Consider the following 18,598-nt stretch of genomic DNA (forward strand, 5'->3'; position numbering starts at 1 on the left):
TGCAAGGATTATATATTTTCAGTTGATATAAATTTAATAAACCTCCCCCGCCGGGCGGGGGAGAGTACCGCGTTACGCCATCAGAGGCAGCAGCTGCTGATAGAGACGGCGGAAGGTTTCACGGCGCGCCTGGTACAGGGCATGGCGCTGCTCGTCCGGAACGTGCATCTGCTCCAGCGGCGGCTGCGGCAGGAAGTCGGCCAGCGGCCGGTCGGCATTCATGGCGATCTGCGCCAGCCGCGCGGCCCCCAGCGCAGGCCCGACGTCGCCGCCGGTCCGATAGTCCAGCCGCTGTCCGCTGATATCCGCCAGCATCTGCCGCCACCATGCGCTGCGCGCGCCGCCGCCAATCAGGGTTATGCTCTGGGGCCTGACGCCGCAGGCGTGCACCACATCCATGCCGTCCGCCAGCGCATAGCCGACGCCTTCCAGCACCGCGCGCGCCAGCTCCGCCGGGCCGTGCTGGTGGGTCAGGCCGAAAAAGACGCCCTTGGCCTGCGGGTTGTTGTGCGGGGTACGCTCGCCGGAGAGATAGGGCAAAAACCAGATCGGCGCAGCGCGTTCATCCGCCCGCTGCGCCGCGTCAATCAGCGCCACAACCGTCCCCAGCCCGGTCAGCTTTGCCGTCCAGTCGAGGCAGGACGCCGCGCTGAGCATTACCGACATCAGATGCCAGCGCTCCGGCAGGGCGTGACAAAAGCTGTGCACCGCGCTTTCCGGCCTGCTGAGAAAGCCCTCGCTGACGGCAAAATAGACCCCGGAGGTGCCGAGGGAGAGCATCGCCTGGCCGGCGTTGGCCATCCCTACGCCCACCGCCCCGGCCGCGTTATCACCGCCGCCGGCCACTACCGCGACGGCGGGCATATTCCACGCCTTCGCCACCGCCGGCAGCAGGGTGCCGGTCACCTCGCAGCCCTCAAACAACGCGGGCATCTGGTCACGGGTCAGCCCGCAGGCGCTCAGCATGACCTCACTCCAGTCGCGCTTTTCCACGTCCAGCCACAGGGTCCCCGCGGCGTCCGACATGTCGCTGGCGAACGCTCCGGTCATGCGCAGGCGCAGAAAATCTTTTGGCAGCAGCACCTTCGCGACCTGGCGGAAAATCTCCGGCTCATGGCGCTGCACCCACAGCAGCTTCGGCGCGGTGAAGCCGGGCATCATCAGATTGCCGGTCACCGCCCGGGAGTGCGGCACCCGCTGCTCCAGCAGGGCGCACTCTTCGGCGCAGCGCCCGTCGTTCCATAAAATAGCCGGGCGCAGCACCTGCTGGCGGGCGTCAAGCAGCGTGGCACCGTGCATCTGCCCGGCGATGCCGATAGCGTTAACTTCACCCAGCGAATGCTGGCTTCCCAGCCCTTTAACGGCCCGATCCGTCGCCAGCCACCACTGCTCCGGATCCTGTTCCGACCAGAGCGGGTGCGGGCGCGAGACGGTCAGCTTTTCCGTCTGCGAGGCCAGCACCTCCCCCTCTTCGCTAAGCAGAATGGCCTTCACCCCGGAGGTGCCAAGATCTATCCCGATATACATCGCGATGGCTCCTTACAAAAATGCCCGGTGGCGTAGCGCTTACCGGGCCTGTGAACGTTGTTCGCTGCCGGTTATTTATCGAACAGGTAACGATTTACCAGGTTTTCCAGCAGCTCCTGATGTCCGCTTTGATGCGCCGGCGCAAAGTTATGCTGTTCAGCATACTGCGCCAGCTCGCTCAGGGATAACTGCCCTTTGAGGATCTGCTGACCCAGCTCGCCGTTCCAGCCGGCATAGCGCTTCGCCACGCGCTTATCCAGCTCGCCCTCTTCCACCATCCGGGCGGCAATTTTCAGCGCCAGCGCCATGGTGTCCATCGCGCCGATATGGCCGTAGAACAGATCGTACTTATCGGTGCTCTGACGGCGCACCTTGGCGTCAAAGTTCAGGCCGCCGGTGGTGAAGCCGCCCGCCTTAAGGATTTCATACATCACCAGCGCGTTCTCTTCCACGCTGTTGGGGAACTGGTCGGTATCCCAGCCCAGCTGCGCGTCGCCGCGGTTGGCATCGACCGAGCCGAACAGGCCCAGCGCAATGGCGGTGGCGATTTCATGATGGAAGGAGTGGCCCGCCAGGGTGGCGTGGTTGGCCTCGATGTTCAGCTTAATCTCTTTTTCCAGGCCGAACTGTTTGAGGAAGCCGTACACCGTCGCCGCATCGTAGTCGTACTGATGTTTGGTCGGCTCCTGGGGCTTCGGTTCGATCAGCAAAGTACCCTGAAAACCGATTTTATGCTTGTGCTCAACGACCATCTGCATAAAGCGGCCGATCTGCTCGCGCTCCTGGCGCAGATCGGTATTCAGCAGAGTTTCATAACCTTCGCGGCCGCCCCACAGCACGTAGTTTTCGCCGCCCAGCTTATAGGTGGCGTCCATAGCGGTGACTACCTGGGTGGCCGCCCAGCTGAAGACTTCCGGGTCCGGGTTAGTGGCGGCACCGGCACCGTAGCGCGGGTTGGTAAAGCAGTTTGCCGTTCCCCACAGCAGCCTGACGCCGCTCTGCTCCTGCTTCGCGGCCAACACGTCGACCATCTGCGCAAAGTTGTTTTTATACTCCTTCAGAGACGCGCCTTCCGGAGAGACGTCGACGTCATGGAAGCAGTAGAACGGCACGTTTAGCTTGTGGAAAAATTCAAACGCCACGTCTGCCTTGCGCTTTGCCCGTTCCAGGGCTTCGCCCGGCTGCTGCCAGGGACGATCGAAGGCCCCGACGCCAAACATATCCGCGCCGTTCCAGCAGAAGGTGTGCCAGTAGCAGGCGGCAAAGCGCAGGTGATCTTCCATACGCTTGCCCAGCACCAGCTCGTCCGGGTTGTAGTGGCGGAATGCTAACGGATTTGTGGACTGGCTGCCTTCATAGCGAACGCGATCGAGTTGGTCAAAATAAGCCTGCATAGTACGCTCCATAATCGGCTAATACGGTGATAACTGCGCTGACTTAATAGTGGAAGCTCCCGTTATATTGCTCAATTATGTTATTTCACACCGACGTTGAGAGAATACCCAAACGTGCGCTGGCTCCCAAAAAGCAGCCTGAAAACGGTAAAATAAAAGGCGCAATTCGCGCCGGAAAATGCTAAACAAAAAACCATAACAGACAAATAAAGAATGACAATTGCTTTCATAATCTGTCCACACTGAATTGCCTGTAGTCTGCGCTCAGGCGTCAGGAACTCCGGTCTAATCATTACAGGATCGCTTCTATGGTTGAGAAACGTCACCGTATCACGCTGTTATTTAACGCTAATAAAGCTTATGACCGCCAGGTTGTGGAGGGCGTCGGCGAATATCTACAGGCTTCACAATCGGAATGGGATATATTTATTGAGGAAGATTTTCGCGCCCGCATTGATAATATCAAAGCGTGGCTGGGCGACGGTGTTATTGCTGATTACGACGATGAAGAAATTGAACAATTATTGTTCGACGTCGGTGTCCCCATTGTCGGCGTCGGCGGCTCCTACCATCGTGAAGAACATTATCCGCAGGTGCACTATATCGCCACCGATAACTTTGCGCTGGTGGAAAGCGCATTTCTGCATCTGAAGGAAAAAGGGATCAACCGCTTCGCCTTTTATGGGCTACCCGCTTCCAGCGGCAAGCGCTGGGCGACCGAGCGTGAGTATGCGTTTCGCCAGCTGGTGGCGGAAGAGAAGTATCGCGGCGTGGTGTTCCAGGGGCTGGAGACGGCACCGGAAAACTGGCAGCACGCGCAGAACCGGCTGGCGGACTGGCTCCAGACGCTGCCGCCCCAGACCGGCATTATCGCGGTCACCGACGCCCGCGCACGGCACATCCTGCAGGTTTGCGAACACCTGCACATTCCGGTCCCCGAAAAGCTGTGCGTGATCGGCATTGATAACGAGGAGCTGACCCGCTATCTGTCGCGGGTCGCTCTGTCATCCGTTGCCCAGGGCGCGCGGCAGATGGGCTATCAGGCGGCCAAGCTGCTGCACCGCCTGCTGGATAACGAAGCGATGCCGCTGCAGCGTATACTGGTGCCTCCGGTGCGCGTGGTGGCGCGCCGCTCAACGGACTACCGCTCGCTGACCGATCCGGCGGTAATACAGGCGATGCACTTTATCCGTAACCACGCCTGCAAGGGCATTAAGGTTGAACAGGTGCTGGACGCGGTGGGGATCTCCCGCACTAACCTGGAGAAGCGCTTCAGGGAGGAGGTGGGCGAAACCATCCATGCGGTTATCCATGCGGAAAAGCTTGAAAAAGCGCGCAGCCTGCTGGTTTCCACCACCCTGCCGATCGGCGAAATTTCGCAAATGTGCGGCTATCCCTCGCTACAATATTTCTACTCCGTGTTCAGGAAAGCGTACGCCGCCACGCCGAAAGCGTACCGTATCGGAAACAGCGAGGCGCGGCTGTAACCGCTGGCAAAGGTGCGGGGAGCGGCGGCGTTCTGCCGCCTAAGCGAAATGCGCGCCCCGCGAAGGAGGCGGCAGAGGTATTACATGTGGGCGGCGATCAGACGCTGGTTATTCTGATACATCGCGAAAAGATAGTTATTGTAGCTCTGCCCCCGGGTCGAATAGCCCTTCAGCTTATGGATCATCGCCGTGGCGGTGATTTCCCGATCCGCCTTGCGCAGCTGGGCGCGGGATTTGCGGAACGAGGCGTAAGCCGGATGCGTGTTCAGGTTGGCAACGTAGGCGCTTACCGATTCTTTCACCGAGGCAAACTGCGAGTAGCCTTTCACCTTGCCCGGCGCGTTGACGCAGCGCCCCTTCGTGCACTTCATACCAAAGAGATTGTTATTACTGCGCGCCAGCTTAGAGGTGCCCCAGCCGCTCTCGGCCGCCGCCATCGTCGCCACCATGCTGGTGGGGATGATGTCCACGCGCTCCAGCAGCGTGTTCCACGGGATCCTGCGCGTATTGCCGGACCACGATACCTTATAGCGCTTCGCGATGTCGTGTATACGTGCAAGCTCGGAGGGCGACCAGCGGTTCTGATACTGTTTTTCAATCAGCCAGTTGCGCTCGGCGGTAATTTCCGCATTCAGGCTGGTAATATAAGGCATGACGGTCCGGAGAAACGCTTTTTTCCTTGGGGTTCCGGAAGGGTATTTTCGCAAATCAGGAAGTGAACGACTCTTTGCACTATTGCGAGAATACTCTTTTTTACTGCTTACCTGCTTATTACCTGTCTTTAATAAATGGGATGGATGATCCGCTGTCGCCGTGTGCGTTTTTGCCAGCGCCTCACCGGAAAAAACCACGGTGAGCAACATCAGAATCACTGCCCCATATCGTCGAATGGGCGTCAATATCATCAGGTCTCCTGGTCGGATATAAACATTCCAACACCTTATTTTTGCAGAAAAATTGCGAACCGGGTCACAAATGATAGCAAAAATAGCCGCTATAAGCACCTTAAGAAATAGTCTATTTCCGAAACTACGAGCCTATCCCATTAGGCGTTATTGGCGCAGCCAGTTTGGACACGGACAGCGCACAGAAACCGGAGCGTACACGCAGTACGTGAGGATTTCGAGCACTGCCCAGGTCCAAAATGGCAAGTGAAATAGTCCTAATGGGATAGGCTCTACGTCACCTGTAATTTATACCCTGAATAGTATTTCCCTGCAGAATTCGCGGGTTAGGGTCGACGCGCCGTTGACGCGACGCGCAAACCTGTCTGGCAGACCTTTCGCATCCTGAGCGCCTCGCGCGACGCCCGCCGGTTTTATCAGGGCGGCCATCTTGCCGGAGCCGCTCTCCCTGCGCGTGGCAGGAGGCTCAGGCGGACGCCGGGAGGGCAACGGATCTCTGGCGCAGCGGGAAGGCCGGATGCTTTATCAGGACAAAATTCCAGGGTAACGTAAATTTTCAACACAAAACAGCAATCACCCCCTTCGCGCCAGATTTGCACCCCGCCGGACGCCGCGTTATGGTTATCCCCTCTGATACAGCGTTAGACAGACCGGCGGCTATGACATTTTCACTTTTTGGCGACAAATTTACCCGCCATTCAGGCATTACGCGCCTGATGGAGGATCTTAACGACGGCTTGCGCACCCCGGGCGTTATCATGCTCGGCGGCGGCAATCCGGCACAAATCCCGGCGATGCAGGACTACTTCCACGGCCTGTTGGCGGAGATGCTTAAAAACGGCCAGGCGACCGACGCCCTGTGCAACTACGACGGCCCGCAGGGTAAAACCGAGCTGCTGGAGGCCCTCGCCGCGCTGCTGCGTAAAACGCTGGGATGGGATCTGGGGCCACAGAATATTGCGCTAACAAACGGCAGCCAGAGCGCATTTTTCTACTTATTTAACCTCTTCGCCGGACGCCGCGCCGACGGGTCAACGAAAAAAGTGCTGTTCCCGCTGGCACCGGAATACATCGGCTATGCGGATTCCGGGCTGGAAGACGATCTGTTCGCCTCCACCCGGCCGAATATTGAGCTGTTGCCGGAAGGGCAGTTCAAGTACCACGTCGATTTTGAGCACCTGCATATCGGCGAAGAGACGGGGATGATCTGCGTGTCGCGCCCGACCAACCCGACGGGTAACGTCATTACCGACGAAGAGCTGATAAAGCTCGACGCGCTGGCCAGTCAGCACGGTATCCCGCTGGTCATTGACAACGCCTACGGCGTGCCGTTTCCGGGAATTATCTTCAGCGACGCGCGCCCGCTGTGGAATCCGAATATTGTGCTGTGCATGAGCCTTTCCAAGCTGGGGCTGCCCGGCTCCCGCTGCGGCATTATTATCGCCAACGAAAAAGTCATCACCGCAATCGCCAATATGAACGGCATTATCAGCCTCGCGCCCGGCGGAATTGGCCCGGCGATGATGTGCGAGATGATTAAGCGTAACGACCTGCTGCGCCTGGCGGATACGGTGATTAAGCCCTTTTATTATCAGCGCGTGCAGCAGACTATCGCGATTATCCGCCGCTATTTGCCGGCGCAGCGCTGCCTTATTCACAAGCCAGAAGGGGCTATTTTTCTCTGGCTGTGGTTTAAAGATCTGCCTATCTCCACCGAGCTGCTGTATCAGCGGCTGAAAGCGCGGGGAGTGCTGATGGTGCCGGGCCACTTCTTCTTCCCCGGGCTGGATAAGCCCTGGCCGCATACCCATCAGTGCATGAGGATGAACTATGTGCCGGAGCCGGAAAAAATCGAGGCCGGAGTGAAAATTCTGGCGGAAGAGGTTGAGCGGGCGTGGTCCGAATCCGCGTGATATTCGCCGGAAAGCGCCCTTAAAGCGGCTGCGCGTAGAGCCGCTGGCGCTGCTCCTGCTCCGCGTCAACGCAGCGTAGCGCCCGGGTCGGGCAGGCCTCCACGCAGGCCGGGCCGGCTGCCCGATGCCAGCAGAGGTCGCATTTCAACGCCCGAATCTGCGAGGCCCGCGCCACCACGTTCATCGCGCCAAACGGACAGGCCAGCACGCAGCTCTTGCAGCCGATGCAGCGCTCCTGTTCCACATAGAGATGCCCACGTTCCCGGCGAATGGCCTGGGTTGGGCAGACCCTGGCGCAGGAGGCGTCTTCGCACTGGCGGCAGGATACCGCCGTGGTAAAGGTGCTGTCCTTAATAACCCGAATACGTGAAGCAAACTCGCCTGACGATACCGCCGCGCAGTCCTGATTTTCCTGATGCGAGACCACGCACGCCACTTCGCAGGTCCGACAGCCGATACACTTCGCCGCATCCGCCATGATAAACCGGTTCATTGATTGCTCCACCTGCCGTAAAACCTCAGAGTGCCAGAAAAAAAAGCGCCGTTGCCTTGATCGAACAAGGGAAACGCTTAAATTTTGTCAAATGTCCGTTATTATTCAGGAAATTGCCCGATCGGATTCGATAAAGCCCAACTCACTGGAAATCGCCAGCGCGGTTTCACGTAGCGGTTCGATCAGATTGTTTTCGCCGATCTGCCCAAGCCGGGAGGTGGAGAGCGAGATAGAGACGGCGTAGCTCACCCGACCATGAATATCAAAGACCGGTGCCGCAATGCAGGAGACCCCCAGCTCATTCTCTTCGCGATCCATCGCCACCCTGCTTTCGCGAATCTGCGCCAGCTCGTCATACATTGCCGGAAGCTCGGTAATGGTGTTGCAGGTCAGCGGCAGGAGCTGCTCCCGGTGGTTCTCCCAGTAGGTTTTCACGTAGTCCGGGTGGCCGAATGCCATATAGATTTTGCCCATCGCCGAAGAGTACAGCGGCATATGCTGACCGATGTAGGCGCGAGTGCGCAGCATACCGGTGGTCGGCTCCAGCTTATAAATCAGAATGGCGTGGTCATCCTCACGGCTGGAAAAGTTAATGGTTTCCCCGGTGGCAATATTCAGCGCCTCAAGGTGCGGCGCGGCAACGTGAATAATATTCAGGGACGACAGCACTTTTTGTCCCACGGCGACAAATTTGGTGGTCAGGCGATAGCTGCCGGCGGCGGGCGCGGGCGTAACGTAGCCGCAGGAGTGCAGCCCCTGCAGCAGCCGGTGGACGGTGCTTTTATTCAGCCCCGCCAGCGTCGACAGATGCGCCAGCGGACAGCCGTTCGGATAGTTGCTGAGGATCTCAATCAGCAGCAGCCCGCGAAACAGGCTCTGGCTCCCCGCCGGTCTCTCTTTTTCCTGCATTACGTTGCTCGCGTTATTGTCCATCGGCCTCGCCCTTCATATTCATCACGCTCTGATGGTAGCGTAAAGTGTATTTTAGTTCACGATCTAAACTAAAACCTCAACCAGTTGATTTTCAAAAAATTTAATCAACGCCATCGCTAAAGCGCAGGCGCGGCCTTTAATCAATAATCAACGGAGCTGAACGCCCGGGGCGGCGTCTTACGAACGCTGATACGGGCGTCGCCAGAGAGGAAGTTTGAGCGCCAGGCCTGCCGATGGGGGGTCAGTATCAATGACAGACAACGCTTCTGCAGACGCCGCCTGTTTTATTCATGAGTGTGACGCCGACGGGGTAAAAGAGACAAACGGACGTTTGCCCCTTCCGGCCATCCTGCCGGACGCTCCGGCCCGGCAGGATTATTCGTTAAAACAGCCCCAGCGGTTTGTCGGAATAGCTGACCAGCAGGCACTTGGTCTGCTGATAGTGCTCCAGCATCATTTTATGGGTTTCGCGACCGATACCCGACTGCTTGTAGCCGCCAAACGCGGCGTGGGCCGGATAGGCGTGATAACAGTTGGTCCAGACGCGCCCCGCCTGGATACCGCGGCCCATTTTGTAAGCCACGCTGCCGTTGCGGCTCCAGACTCCGGCACCAAGGCCGTACTGGGTGTCGTTGGCTATTTCCAGCGCCTCCTCCATCGTTTTAAAGGTGGTCACCGCCAGCACCGGCCCAAAAATCTCCTCCTGGAAGACGCGCATGCTGTTGTTACCGGCAAGGATCGTCGGCTCAAGGTAGTACCCCTCCTTCAGATCGCCCTCCAGCCGCCGACGCTGACCGCCGGTCAACACGTCCGCCCCCTCCTTCCTGCCGATATCGATGTAGTTCAGAATGGTTTCCAGCTGGCCCTGCGAGACCTGCGCCCCCATCTGGGTCGTACCGTCGAGCGGGTTGCCGCTGCGGATACGCTCCACCCGGCGAACCGCCCGCTCCATAAAGCGCTCATAGATGGACTCCTGCACCAGCGCCCGGCTTGGGCAGGTGCACACCTCGCCCTGGTTAAAGGCAAACAGCGCAAAGCCCTCCAGCGCCTTGTCGAAGAAAGCATCGTCTTCATCCATCACGTCGGCGAAAAAGATGTTCGGTGATTTACCGCCCAGCTCGAGGGTAACCGGAATAATATTCTGCGTGGCGTACTGCATAATCTGCCGGCCCACCTCCGTCGAGCCGGTAAAGGCCACCTTCGCAATGCGCGGGGAGGTCGCCAGATATTCACCAATCTCGCCTCCCGCGCCGTTGACCACGTTGATCACGCCCGGCGGCAGCAGATCGCCGACGATCTCCATCAGCAGCAGGACGGAGAGAGGCGTCAGACGGGCGGGTTTAAGCACCACGCAGTTGCCCGCCGCCAGCGCCGGGGCCATCTTCCAGCTGGCCATCAGCAGCGGGAAGTTCCACGGGGTGATTTGCCCCACCACGCCAAGCGGCTCGTGGAAGTGATAGGCCACGGTTTCACTGTCCACCTCGCTAATGCCGCCCTCCTGAGCGCGAATACAGGAGGCGAAATAGCGGAAGTGATCGATCGCCAGCGGCACGTCGGCGGCGCGGGTTTCGCGAATGGGTTTGCCGTTATCCCAGGTCTCGGCCGCCGCCAGCAGCTCCAGGTTTTGTTCCATGCGATCGGCAATTTTCAACAGCAGGGCCGCCCGCTCCTGCACCGACGTGTGCGCCCACTGCGCTTTGACCTTATGCGCCGCGTCCAGCGCCAGATCGATATCGCCCCTGCCGGAAGAGGCCACCTCGCACAGCGGCTGGCCGGTTACCGGCGTCAGGTTCTGGTAGTATTCGCCGCTAACGGGCGCGACCCATTCACCGCCGATAAAGTTGTCGTAGCGGGCCTTTAGCTTCAGAGGAAAACCATACTCGCCGGGCTGAATGCGTACGGAAGAGGTATTATTGGTCATTGTTGTCTCCTTAGAGAGCGGCCCATCAGGACTCTTTCACCCGCCATTCCGGACCCGGGCAGCGCTGGAAATCCTCACGTACTCCGCGTACGCTCCGGTTGCCGTGCGCTGTCCTTGTCCAGACTGGCTGCGCCAGTCACGCCTGGTGGGCCGGCTCTTACTAGTGGGGTACATACGACAGGAAGGGTACACGCCACTGGCTATTTTTTCGCCAGACGACGATCGCCTTTACGACCCCGATCACGGTTTAAACACCGACGCCCCTGTACAACAAGGCGTCATCCAGAAACTTTCTTCAGGGAATGAACATGCCACCAGATATCCCCGCTATCGACATCCTGTTTATTGCCGGATTCGGCCCGATTACGCGCGATACCGCCGCCAGCGCCGCTTTCTATCAAAAACTGCTGGGCCTGCCGCTTAGCGCCATGCCGGGCAATGAGGAGTACCTGACTGCCGACGGCGAGGGGCTGCCTGGCGCAAAACATTTCTCTCTGTGGCCGCTGGCCCAGGCGGCGGAATCCTGCTTTAACACCCCCCGCTGGCCGGAGCATATTCCGCTACCGCAGGCGTGGATTGAATTCGAGGTGCGGGATCTCGGGGCGGCGACCGATGCGCTGGTCAAGCAGGGCTATCGTTTATTGATTGCCAACCGCACAGAACCCTGGGGGCAGGCGGTGACCCGCCTGCTTAGCCCGGAAGGGCTGCTGACCGGCCTGACAATCACGCCCTGGATGCGTCGCGACGTCGAATAAAAAACGGCCGACGCCTTCACCAGCCGCCGGCCGTGGTAGATCACATCGCCGCGCGATAGATTGCCATAATCTCTTCGTGGCTAGCCTGGATTGGGTTGGTCAGGCCGCAAACGTCCTTCAGGGCGTTGGTGGCCAGAACCGGAATATCCTCCTCTTTCACGCCGAGACCGCGCAGCCCCGCCGGAATATTGACCCGCAGCGCCAGCTCGCGGATCGCCTCAACGCAGGCGTTAGCGCCTTCGATGTCGGACATCTCCGCCACGTCGATCCCCATTGCCGCAGCGCAGTCGCGCAGGCGCGCCGAGGCAGCAGGGCTGTTAAACGCCTGAACGTGCGGCAGCAGCACCGCATTGCAGACGCCGTGGGGCAGGTCATAGAAGCCGCCCAGCTGATGCGCCATCGCGTGTACATAGCCCAGCGAGGCATTGTTAAACGCCATCCCCGCCAGGAACTGCGCATAGGCCATCGCCTCACGGGAGCGGGCGTTGCTGCCGTCCTCCACAACAACCGGCAGGTTTTCGGCAATCATGGTGATAGCTTTGAGCGCGCAGGCGTCGGTAATGGGCGTCGCCGCCGTGGAAACGTACGCTTCAATCGCGTGGGTTAAGGCGTCCATGCCGGTTGCCGCCGTCAGCGACTTCGGCATACCAAGCATCAGCGAGGAGTCATTGACCGAGAACAGCGGGGTGACGTGTTTATCCACAATCGCCATTTTAATATGCCGCTCGGCGTCGGTAATAATACAGAAGCGGGTCATTTCAGAGGCGGTGCCCGCCGTGGTGTTAATCGCAATCATCGGCAGCTGCGGCTTTGCGGAGCGATCAAGGCCCTCATAATCACGAATATCGCCGCCGTTGGACGCCACCAGCGCAATTCCCTTCGCGCAGTCGTGGGGAGAACCGCCGCCGAGGGAAATAACGCTGTCACACTTATTTTCCTGCAGCAGCTTCAGGCCCGCCGCGACATTTTCCGTGGTTGGATTAGGGTGCGTGCCATCATAGATAACGCTGTCAATATTATGTTCTTTAAGCGCCTTCTGGATATTTCCCGCCATCCCCAGCTGGGACAGGGTGACGTCCGTAACGATTAAGGCGCGGCGGAAGCCATATCCCGCCATGGCATTCAGTGCCTCGGTTAATGAGTCAGCGCCAATAATATTTACGGAAGGGATGAAAAATGTAGAAGCAGCCATTGCCATATCCTTATTTATCCAAACAGGAGAGACAGCATACGAATGATTGTTTATGAAAAACACGATCGATGTGGCTATTTATTACCAACAAACTGAGAAAAAGCACACCAGCATCACATTCTGATGCGCTTTTTTGTTTTCGCCGCGGTGGCGTTAATTGATCCTGTATTTAAATAATTCGCATTATTCTTTGGCCGGAAATAATAGCGCATCGCGCAACAGATGATCGTTTCCACGACGGCGGGTAAAGCCGATCCGATCGAAATATTCGAGGATCTGAATGGCGAGCTTGCGCCCTACGCCCAGGCGATCGCGGAAGTCCGCCGCGCAGGCGGAGCCTCTTTCCCCATCCAGTTCGCGGATCATGCTGGCAAAATCGACGATCCGATCGTTGCGATAATAGCGATCCTTGACGATCGCGGTAATCATTCCCTGCTGCGCCGCCTGCCGCAGCGTCTGGCGCATGGCCTGCTCATCGTCGCCGGTCTCCCGCGCCAGATCGCGCACCCACCAGGGCTCGCCTTTGAACAGCGGCTCCACCTTTTGCCAGATGGTCCGCTGCTCCTCGCTGAAGCCCGCCTTATGCTCCGGCAGATGCAGCCAGCCGTGATGGCTGTGGATATCGCCGCTTTCGCGCATTCGCTCGATCAGCAGCAGCACCAGCGCCTCATCCTCCATCGGCAGCGCCATGCGGCGCAGCCGCTCGCGCCCCGGTCCCGGCTCGTCGTGATGCTGTTGGTGATAGGTGGCCAGCGTGTCGAGGATCTTGCGCTGCCAGCGGGCGGCAACCGGGGCGTTCAGCAGGCTGTCGCCGGCCTGGATAAATCCCGGCTGGCGGGTGAGCTGGTGCAGGCCATCGCCGCTGAGCTGCCGCGCCCAGGCGAAGTCGGGAAGGTTTACCGCTCCGCGCTCAAGGTGCGTCGCCAGCGCTTCGCCGTCGTCCTGCGCGGCGGCGAGCGCCGCCAGCCACTGTAAATACTCCGGCTTCCGCTTGCCCCGCCGCGGCGGACTGAGCGTGACGATGCGCGCTCCGGCCAGCGTGGCGCGCGCGGAGATATCGCGCAGTACCAGCCGGTCGTTATCGGCCAGCCACAGCGGGGCATCAAAAACCAGCTCCGCCAGAGCGCCTTCCAGCAGCGACACGCGCCCGGTAACGTGGCTGGCGGCGTGGTGGATATGCAGCGGCTGCCACTGGGTTAACGGAATGTGGCTTTCCAGGGCGACGATAACGCGCGAGAACGGCTCCGGCGGCGCGGCGGAGAGCAGCCAGTCGCCGCGGTTAAGCTGCTCTTTTTCCGCATCGCCGACGATATTAAGGGCGATACGCTGCCCGGCCTGGGCGCGTTCCGTCGCCTGGTTCTGGGCGTGAAGCCCGCGCACGCGCATCGGCTTATTGACCCCGGTCAGCCACAGGGTATCGCCAACGCGCACTTCGCCGCTGAGCGCCGTGCCGGTCACCACCAGCCCGGCCCCCTTCACGGTGAACGCCCGGTCAATGGCCAGGCGAAAGCGTTGATTTCCGGCCCGCTCGCGGGCGGGCAGCTGTCGCAGATGGTCGCGCAACGCCTCAACGCCGCGCCCCTCGCTGGCGGCGGTGATAAACAGCCCGGCGTCGGTAAACCCGTACCCGGCCAGCTCCCTTCGCACCTGCCGCTCCACCTCCTGTATCCGCGCCTCGTCAACGCGGTCGGCCTTGGTCAGCGCCACCGTCAGGGTTGGGCTGCCGGTCAGCTGTAAAATCGCCAGATGCTCGCGGGTCTGGGCCATCACGCCGTCGTCGCAGGCTACCACCAGCAGCGCGTGGTCGATGCCGCCCACCCCCGCCAGCATGTTGGAAAGAAACTTTTCATGACCGGGCACGTCGATAAAGCCCAGCACGCGACCGTCCGGCTGCGGCCAGTAGGCATAGCCCAAATCAATGGTCATACCGCGCTTTTTCTCTTCCGGCAGGCGGTCGGCGTTAACGCCGGTCAGCGCCTGCAGCAGCGTGGTTTTTCCGTGGTCAACGTGTCCGGCGGTCGCAATAATCATCTCAACATCATCTCCAGAAACCGGTTCTCATCCTCAAGGCAGCGCAGATCCAGCCACAGCCGCCCGTCGTAAATCCGTCCAATCACCGGCACGGGCAGCGCGCGCCAACGGGCGGCCAGCGCCTCCAGACGACTGCCGCGTCCGTCACGGGGGGTAAAAGTCAGCGCCGCGCTGGGCAGCCGGTCGACGGGCAGCGAACCGCTGCCGATCTGCGACAGGCAGGGCTGCACGTCAATAGCGAATTCCGCCTCGTAGCGCCCGGTAAGGGCCGCCTGCATCCGCCGGGCCTGGGCGGCAATCTCCGCCTCGTCGCGGACCAGCAGCCGCAGGGTCGGCAGCCTCTCAGCCAGCGCCTCCGGGTGCAGATAGAGGCGCAGCGTCGCCTCCAGCGCCGCAAGGGTCATTTTATCCGCCCGTAGCGCCCGCTTCAGCGGATGGCTTTGCAGCCGATCGATTAGCGCTTTTTTACCAACGATAATTCCCGCCTGCGGCCCGCCCAGCAGTTTATCGCCGGAGAAGCTGACCAGGCTGACGCCTGCGGCGATAAGCGCCTGCGGCATCGGCTCCTTCGGCAGGCCATACTGGCTGAGATCGATAAGCGAACCGCTGCCCAGATCCGACACCACCGGCACGCCCAGCTCCTGGCCCAGCGCCGCCAGTTCGGCCTCGTCGACGGCGCTGGTAAAGCCTTCAATGCTGTAGTTGCTGGTGTGTACCTTCATCAGCAGGCCGGTATTGTCATTCACCGCCTGGCGATAGTCTTTCAGGTGCGTCCGGTTGGTGGCCCCCACCTCATGCAGAACGCAGCCCGCCTGGCGCATGACGTCAGGAATACGGAACGCGCCGCCAATCTCCACCAGCTCGCCCCGCGAAACGACCACCTCTTTGCCGCTGGCGGTAGCCGCCAGCATCAGCAGCACCGCCGCCGCGTTGTTATTGACAATGCAGGCGTCTTCCGCACCGGTAAGCCGGCACAGCAGCGCCGCCAGCGCGCGATCGCGATGCCCGCGTCCGGCGTCTTCCAGCGCATACTCCAGCGTCACCGGCGAGCGCATCGCCTGGGCCACCGCAGCGATGGCCTCCTCCGCCTGCAACGCCCGCCCGAGGTTAGTGTGCAGCACCGTTCCCGTCAGGTTGATAACCGGACGCAGCGCGCCCCGGGCCGCCTCCACCAGCCTGGCGCGCGCCTCCTGCCCCCAGTTTTCGCACCACCCGGGCAGCGTCTGTGATTCACGGATCGCCTGCCTGGCCTCCTCCAGCATCTGACGCAGCAGATCGACGACGCGGGTGTGCCCCCAGACGTCGAGCAGAGAAAGAAAGGCGCTATCGCGCAACAGGCGATCGATAGCGGGAAGCTGGCTGTAGAGCGAACGCTTTTCGGTTGTCATGAAAAAACCTGGCTGTTGGTGATCCTCTCCACGACGGAGAGGCATCGGACTTTGAGGGGGATTGTAACGTGAGATCGCTCAGGCGGACATAGGCTTTGGCGGTTCCGTGCGGGCAAAGCTTTCGCGGCTGAAGAGCGTTTCCGCCAGCCTGACCAGGTTCGGCCGCTCCACGCACCAGCCCGGCGCGATGTGGCGGAAGTTAAGGTAACCTACGGCGCAGGCGATAGCGATGGTTGCCAGATTCACCGCCTCGCCATCCATTGCGCCGCTCGCCAGGCCGCTCTCCAGCGCGTCAAGGCCGCGGTTAATCTTCTCCCGCTGGCGCAACAGCTCCATCTCCGACTGCTGCGCCGCCGGCCGGGCCTGCTCGCGCACCGAAACCAGCCCGGCCTCCATAATGCCGTCCGCCAGGGCTTCAAGCTGGCGCACCCGCAGCGCCGCCCGCGGTTCGCGGGGGATCATCGCCGGGGCGACATCCAGCAGCTCGATATAGCCCGCGATCACCGGCGAGTCGAACCAGCAGTCACCGTTATCGTCCACCAGCGCGGGAACCTTGCCCAGCGGGTTGTACTGCGGCACACTGCTTTCCGCACTCCAGGGCTGCTCGTTGACAAATTCAAAGGTGATGCCCTTTTCTAAGAGGAGGATGGAAATCTTGCGTACAAACGGGCTGGTATAGTTGCCGATGAGTTTCATACTCTTTCCTTATTTGCCGACCAAGGGATAAGTATGGTTCAGGCGACGATAAAAGGCAGGTTGCCTTCGGGGCAGGCGAGCCTTTACAAACGGCCCTTCCCGCTGCGCCAGGGAGGGGTGCAGACGCCTTAAGGAAAGAGAGGTTACCTGCGGCGAAGGGGATAAAAAGCGATTCTCCACGCAACTTCACAGAAAAATAGATTTTTTTCAACGTGTTAAAAAACAGATAACTTTACTCAGCCCGCCCCTTTTGATTATTTTTACGCAATTCGCTGTGAAGAAACCCGCGCTGCGCGCATACTATAGGGCTGTATCCCCCCGTTTCTGTCAGAAGCCATAGCATGAAAGAAATCGAAAAAAACGAAATTAAACGTCTGAGCGATCGTCTCGACGCCATCCGCCATCAGCAGGCGGGCCTCTCCCTGGTGGAAGCCGCCGATAAATACGCGGAGCTGGAAAAAGAAAAGGCGACGCTGGAAGCGGAAATCGTCCGCCTGCGCGAACGCCATAGCCAGAAGCTGAGCAAAGAGGCGCAGAAGCTGTTGGCCCTGCCGTTTCGCCGCGCGATCGCCAAAAAAGAACAGGCGGATATGGGCAAACTGAAGAAAAGCGTGCGCGGCCTGGTGGTGGTTCATCCGATGACCGCCCTGGGGCGCGAAATGGGCCTCAAAGAGATGACGGGTTTTTCGAAAACCGAATTCTGAACCGCCGCCCCTGCCGCCCTGGCAGGGAGAGTTCGCGCCACGCCCGGGCTTGTTACTTAACCGGGCGTGGCGTCGACGCGGAGCCGGAAGCACAATCCAACCCGATAACACACGCCTTACCCGGAGCTGAATGACCGCCAGCGACGCTCACCAACGATTTAGTTATAGATCAAATTAAAGGTCGCCATCGCGTCCGCCTTGCCCGCCGTTATCTTCTCGTCCGTCTGAATATAGCGCGCATCAAACGAGTAAACCTGCGTTTCGCCGTTGCCCCCCTGGCCCAGCGCCGGAACCTGCGGCGTATTGAACGGCACCACCTGCCCTTGCGACGCGCCGGTATTACCGCCGTAGCGCAGCTGAATCCCCACGCCGCTGGCGCTGTCCGGCTGGTGGGTCAGGGCCAGCGCCGAGGCATTGGACGGCGAGGTGTCGCCAAAAAAGCCGATCTTAACGGCGGTGCTCTGGGCGCAGGTGACCGGAATGGAAAAGGATGCCCCCCCGGCCGTGGAGTTGACGCCGTGGAATTCAAGCTTATTTACGCTGCCCATCGGCACGTTAATGCTTTTCGTGCCCACCAGACAGCTGCTGCGGCGAACGGTGAAGCTGGCCAGGCGGATCTGCACCGGGGCCGCCACGTTGGTCGCGCTGGTCGGCGTATCGCCGGCCTGAAGCACCAGCGAACCGGCGTTCTGCTCCTGCGTATTGGTGTTATCGCCCTGCATCGGATGGGACGTGGGGATCTTATAAAAGATTACATAAAACTGCAGCGCATACTGCGAGGCGCTGGCAAAGTCAGCGTTGCGGGTGGAATCACAGATACGCCGTGAATCTTTCGCATTGACGCTGTTGCTGCCGTCGATATAGCGCGGGCCGTCGCCGCCGCAGTACTGTTGCTCCCGTATCCCCAGCGCATAGCCGATGCCGTCTACCTGCGTTTTATAAACGTAGCGCGTCGAGCCATCCTCCGCCGCCACGCTGCCGACCGCGCCGTCGGCACTGATAAAACCGAGGCTGCGATAGCCGTCACGCCCGCCGCTGCAGCTGAAAAAGTCTGCGCCGGTGGATAAAAACGGGGCGGTAATCTGGCTCCAGTCGGCGGCTCCAGGCGCGTAGCCTAAGGTATAGGGCACCTGAACCACCCACTGATCGCGGGTAACCCGGCAGGATGCACTCTCCGCATGAGCGTGAAAGCTCAGTACGCCCAGCAGCGCCAGCAGACCGCTTTGAACAACCCGATTGAATAAGTTACGCATATGATT

General features: G+C 60.1%; 15 protein-coding genes. 4 read left to right on the forward strand and 11 right to left on the reverse strand.

The window, feature by feature from the left end; genetic code table 11:
* Window positions 1–72: 72 nt before the first annotated feature.
* A complete protein-coding gene (gene xylB / locus GJV78_RS04265; protein WP_155107161.1) occupies window positions 73–1,527 on the reverse strand; it encodes a xylulokinase in 1,455 nt (484 codons plus the stop codon).
* A 71-nt stretch (window positions 1,528–1,598) separates the two neighbouring features.
* The gene (gene xylA / locus GJV78_RS04270) at window positions 1,599–2,921 is read right to left on the reverse strand and encodes a xylose isomerase (RefSeq protein WP_155107162.1); all 1,323 of its coding nucleotides are present in this window, start codon (window positions 2,919–2,921) and stop codon (window positions 1,599–1,601) included.
* Between the two features lie 308 nt (window positions 2,922–3,229).
* Between xylA and xylR the strand changes: the two genes are divergently transcribed.
* On the forward strand, window positions 3,230–4,408 hold the full coding sequence (gene xylR, locus GJV78_RS04275) for a D-xylose utilization transcriptional activator XylR (protein WP_155107163.1): 1,179 nt from the start codon (window positions 3,230–3,232) through the stop codon (window positions 4,406–4,408).
* A gap of 80 nt (window positions 4,409–4,488) precedes the next feature.
* Here xylR and GJV78_RS04280 read toward each other — a convergent pair whose 3' ends face one another.
* Window positions 4,489–5,313, reverse strand: a complete 825-nt coding sequence (locus tag GJV78_RS04280) for a protein bax (protein WP_155107164.1) — start codon at window positions 5,311–5,313, stop codon at window positions 4,489–4,491.
* A gap of 659 nt (window positions 5,314–5,972) precedes the next feature.
* Between GJV78_RS04280 and avtA the strand changes: the two genes are divergently transcribed.
* Complete coding sequence (gene avtA, locus GJV78_RS04285; RefSeq protein WP_155107165.1) at window positions 5,973–7,226, forward strand: valine--pyruvate transaminase; 1,254 nt, start codon at window positions 5,973–5,975, stop codon at window positions 7,224–7,226.
* A 19-nt stretch (window positions 7,227–7,245) separates the two neighbouring features.
* Here the strand turns inward: avtA and GJV78_RS04290 are convergent, their stop codons facing one another.
* The 3 genes from GJV78_RS04290 to exaC all read right to left on the reverse strand — a co-directional run bounded on the left by GJV78_RS04290 (window position 7,246) and on the right by exaC (window position 10,573).
* Window positions 7,246–7,719: a 4Fe-4S binding protein gene (locus tag GJV78_RS04290; protein WP_155107166.1), complete on the reverse strand. Its 474-nt coding sequence runs from the start codon at window positions 7,717–7,719 to the stop codon at window positions 7,246–7,248.
* 105 nt (window positions 7,720–7,824) lie between these two features.
* Window positions 7,825–8,652 (reverse strand): IclR family transcriptional regulator, encoded by an 828-nt coding sequence (locus tag GJV78_RS04295; RefSeq protein ID WP_167519370.1) that lies wholly within the window; start codon window positions 8,650–8,652, stop codon window positions 7,825–7,827.
* 382 nt (window positions 8,653–9,034) lie between these two features.
* Window positions 9,035–10,573 (reverse strand): acetaldehyde dehydrogenase ExaC, encoded by a 1,539-nt coding sequence (gene exaC / locus GJV78_RS04300; protein WP_155107167.1) that lies wholly within the window; start codon window positions 10,571–10,573, stop codon window positions 9,035–9,037.
* Window positions 10,574–10,881: 308 nt separating this feature from the next.
* Between exaC and GJV78_RS04305 the strand changes: the two genes are divergently transcribed.
* The gene (locus GJV78_RS04305; RefSeq protein ID WP_155107168.1) at window positions 10,882–11,328 is read left to right on the forward strand and encodes a VOC family protein; all 447 of its coding nucleotides are present in this window, start codon (window positions 10,882–10,884) and stop codon (window positions 11,326–11,328) included.
* A 40-nt stretch (window positions 11,329–11,368) separates the two neighbouring features.
* Here GJV78_RS04305 and yiaY read toward each other — a convergent pair whose 3' ends face one another.
* The 4 genes from yiaY to GJV78_RS04325 all read right to left on the reverse strand — a co-directional run bounded on the left by yiaY (window position 11,369) and on the right by GJV78_RS04325 (window position 16,635).
* The gene (gene yiaY, locus GJV78_RS04310; RefSeq protein WP_155107169.1) at window positions 11,369–12,520 is read right to left on the reverse strand and encodes an L-threonine dehydrogenase; all 1,152 of its coding nucleotides are present in this window, start codon (window positions 12,518–12,520) and stop codon (window positions 11,369–11,371) included.
* Window positions 12,521–12,703: 183 nt separating this feature from the next.
* Entirely contained in the window at window positions 12,704–14,551 is a 1,848-nt protein-coding gene (gene selB, locus GJV78_RS04315) for a selenocysteine-specific translation elongation factor (RefSeq protein WP_155107170.1), read from the reverse strand.
* Complete coding sequence (gene selA / locus GJV78_RS04320; protein ID WP_155107171.1) at window positions 14,548–15,939, reverse strand: L-seryl-tRNA(Sec) selenium transferase; 1,392 nt, start codon at window positions 15,937–15,939, stop codon at window positions 14,548–14,550. Before selA ends, selB begins: the two co-directional genes overlap by 4 nt.
* Before the next feature lie 78 nt (window positions 15,940–16,017).
* Window positions 16,018–16,635 carry a glutathione S-transferase gene (locus tag GJV78_RS04325; RefSeq protein ID WP_155107172.1) on the reverse strand — a complete coding sequence of 206 codons (618 nt, stop codon included), beginning with the start codon at window positions 16,633–16,635 and terminating at the stop codon, window positions 16,018–16,020.
* Between the two features lie 341 nt (window positions 16,636–16,976).
* Between GJV78_RS04325 and GJV78_RS04330 the strand changes: the two genes are divergently transcribed.
* Window positions 16,977–17,339, forward strand: a complete 363-nt coding sequence (locus GJV78_RS04330; RefSeq protein ID WP_155107173.1) for a YibL family ribosome-associated protein — start codon at window positions 16,977–16,979, stop codon at window positions 17,337–17,339.
* Window positions 17,340–17,497: 158 nt separating this feature from the next.
* On the opposite strand, the gene GJV78_RS04335 is transcribed toward GJV78_RS04330, so the two are convergent.
* Window positions 17,498–18,592 carry a fimbrial protein gene (locus GJV78_RS04335; protein WP_155107174.1) on the reverse strand — a complete coding sequence of 365 codons (1,095 nt, stop codon included), beginning with the start codon at window positions 18,590–18,592 and terminating at the stop codon, window positions 17,498–17,500.
* Window positions 18,593–18,598 lie beyond the last annotated feature (6 nt).

The organism is Intestinirhabdus alba (genome assembly GCF_009711095.1).
Classification (GTDB): domain Bacteria; phylum Pseudomonadota; class Gammaproteobacteria; order Enterobacterales; family Enterobacteriaceae; genus Intestinirhabdus; species Intestinirhabdus alba.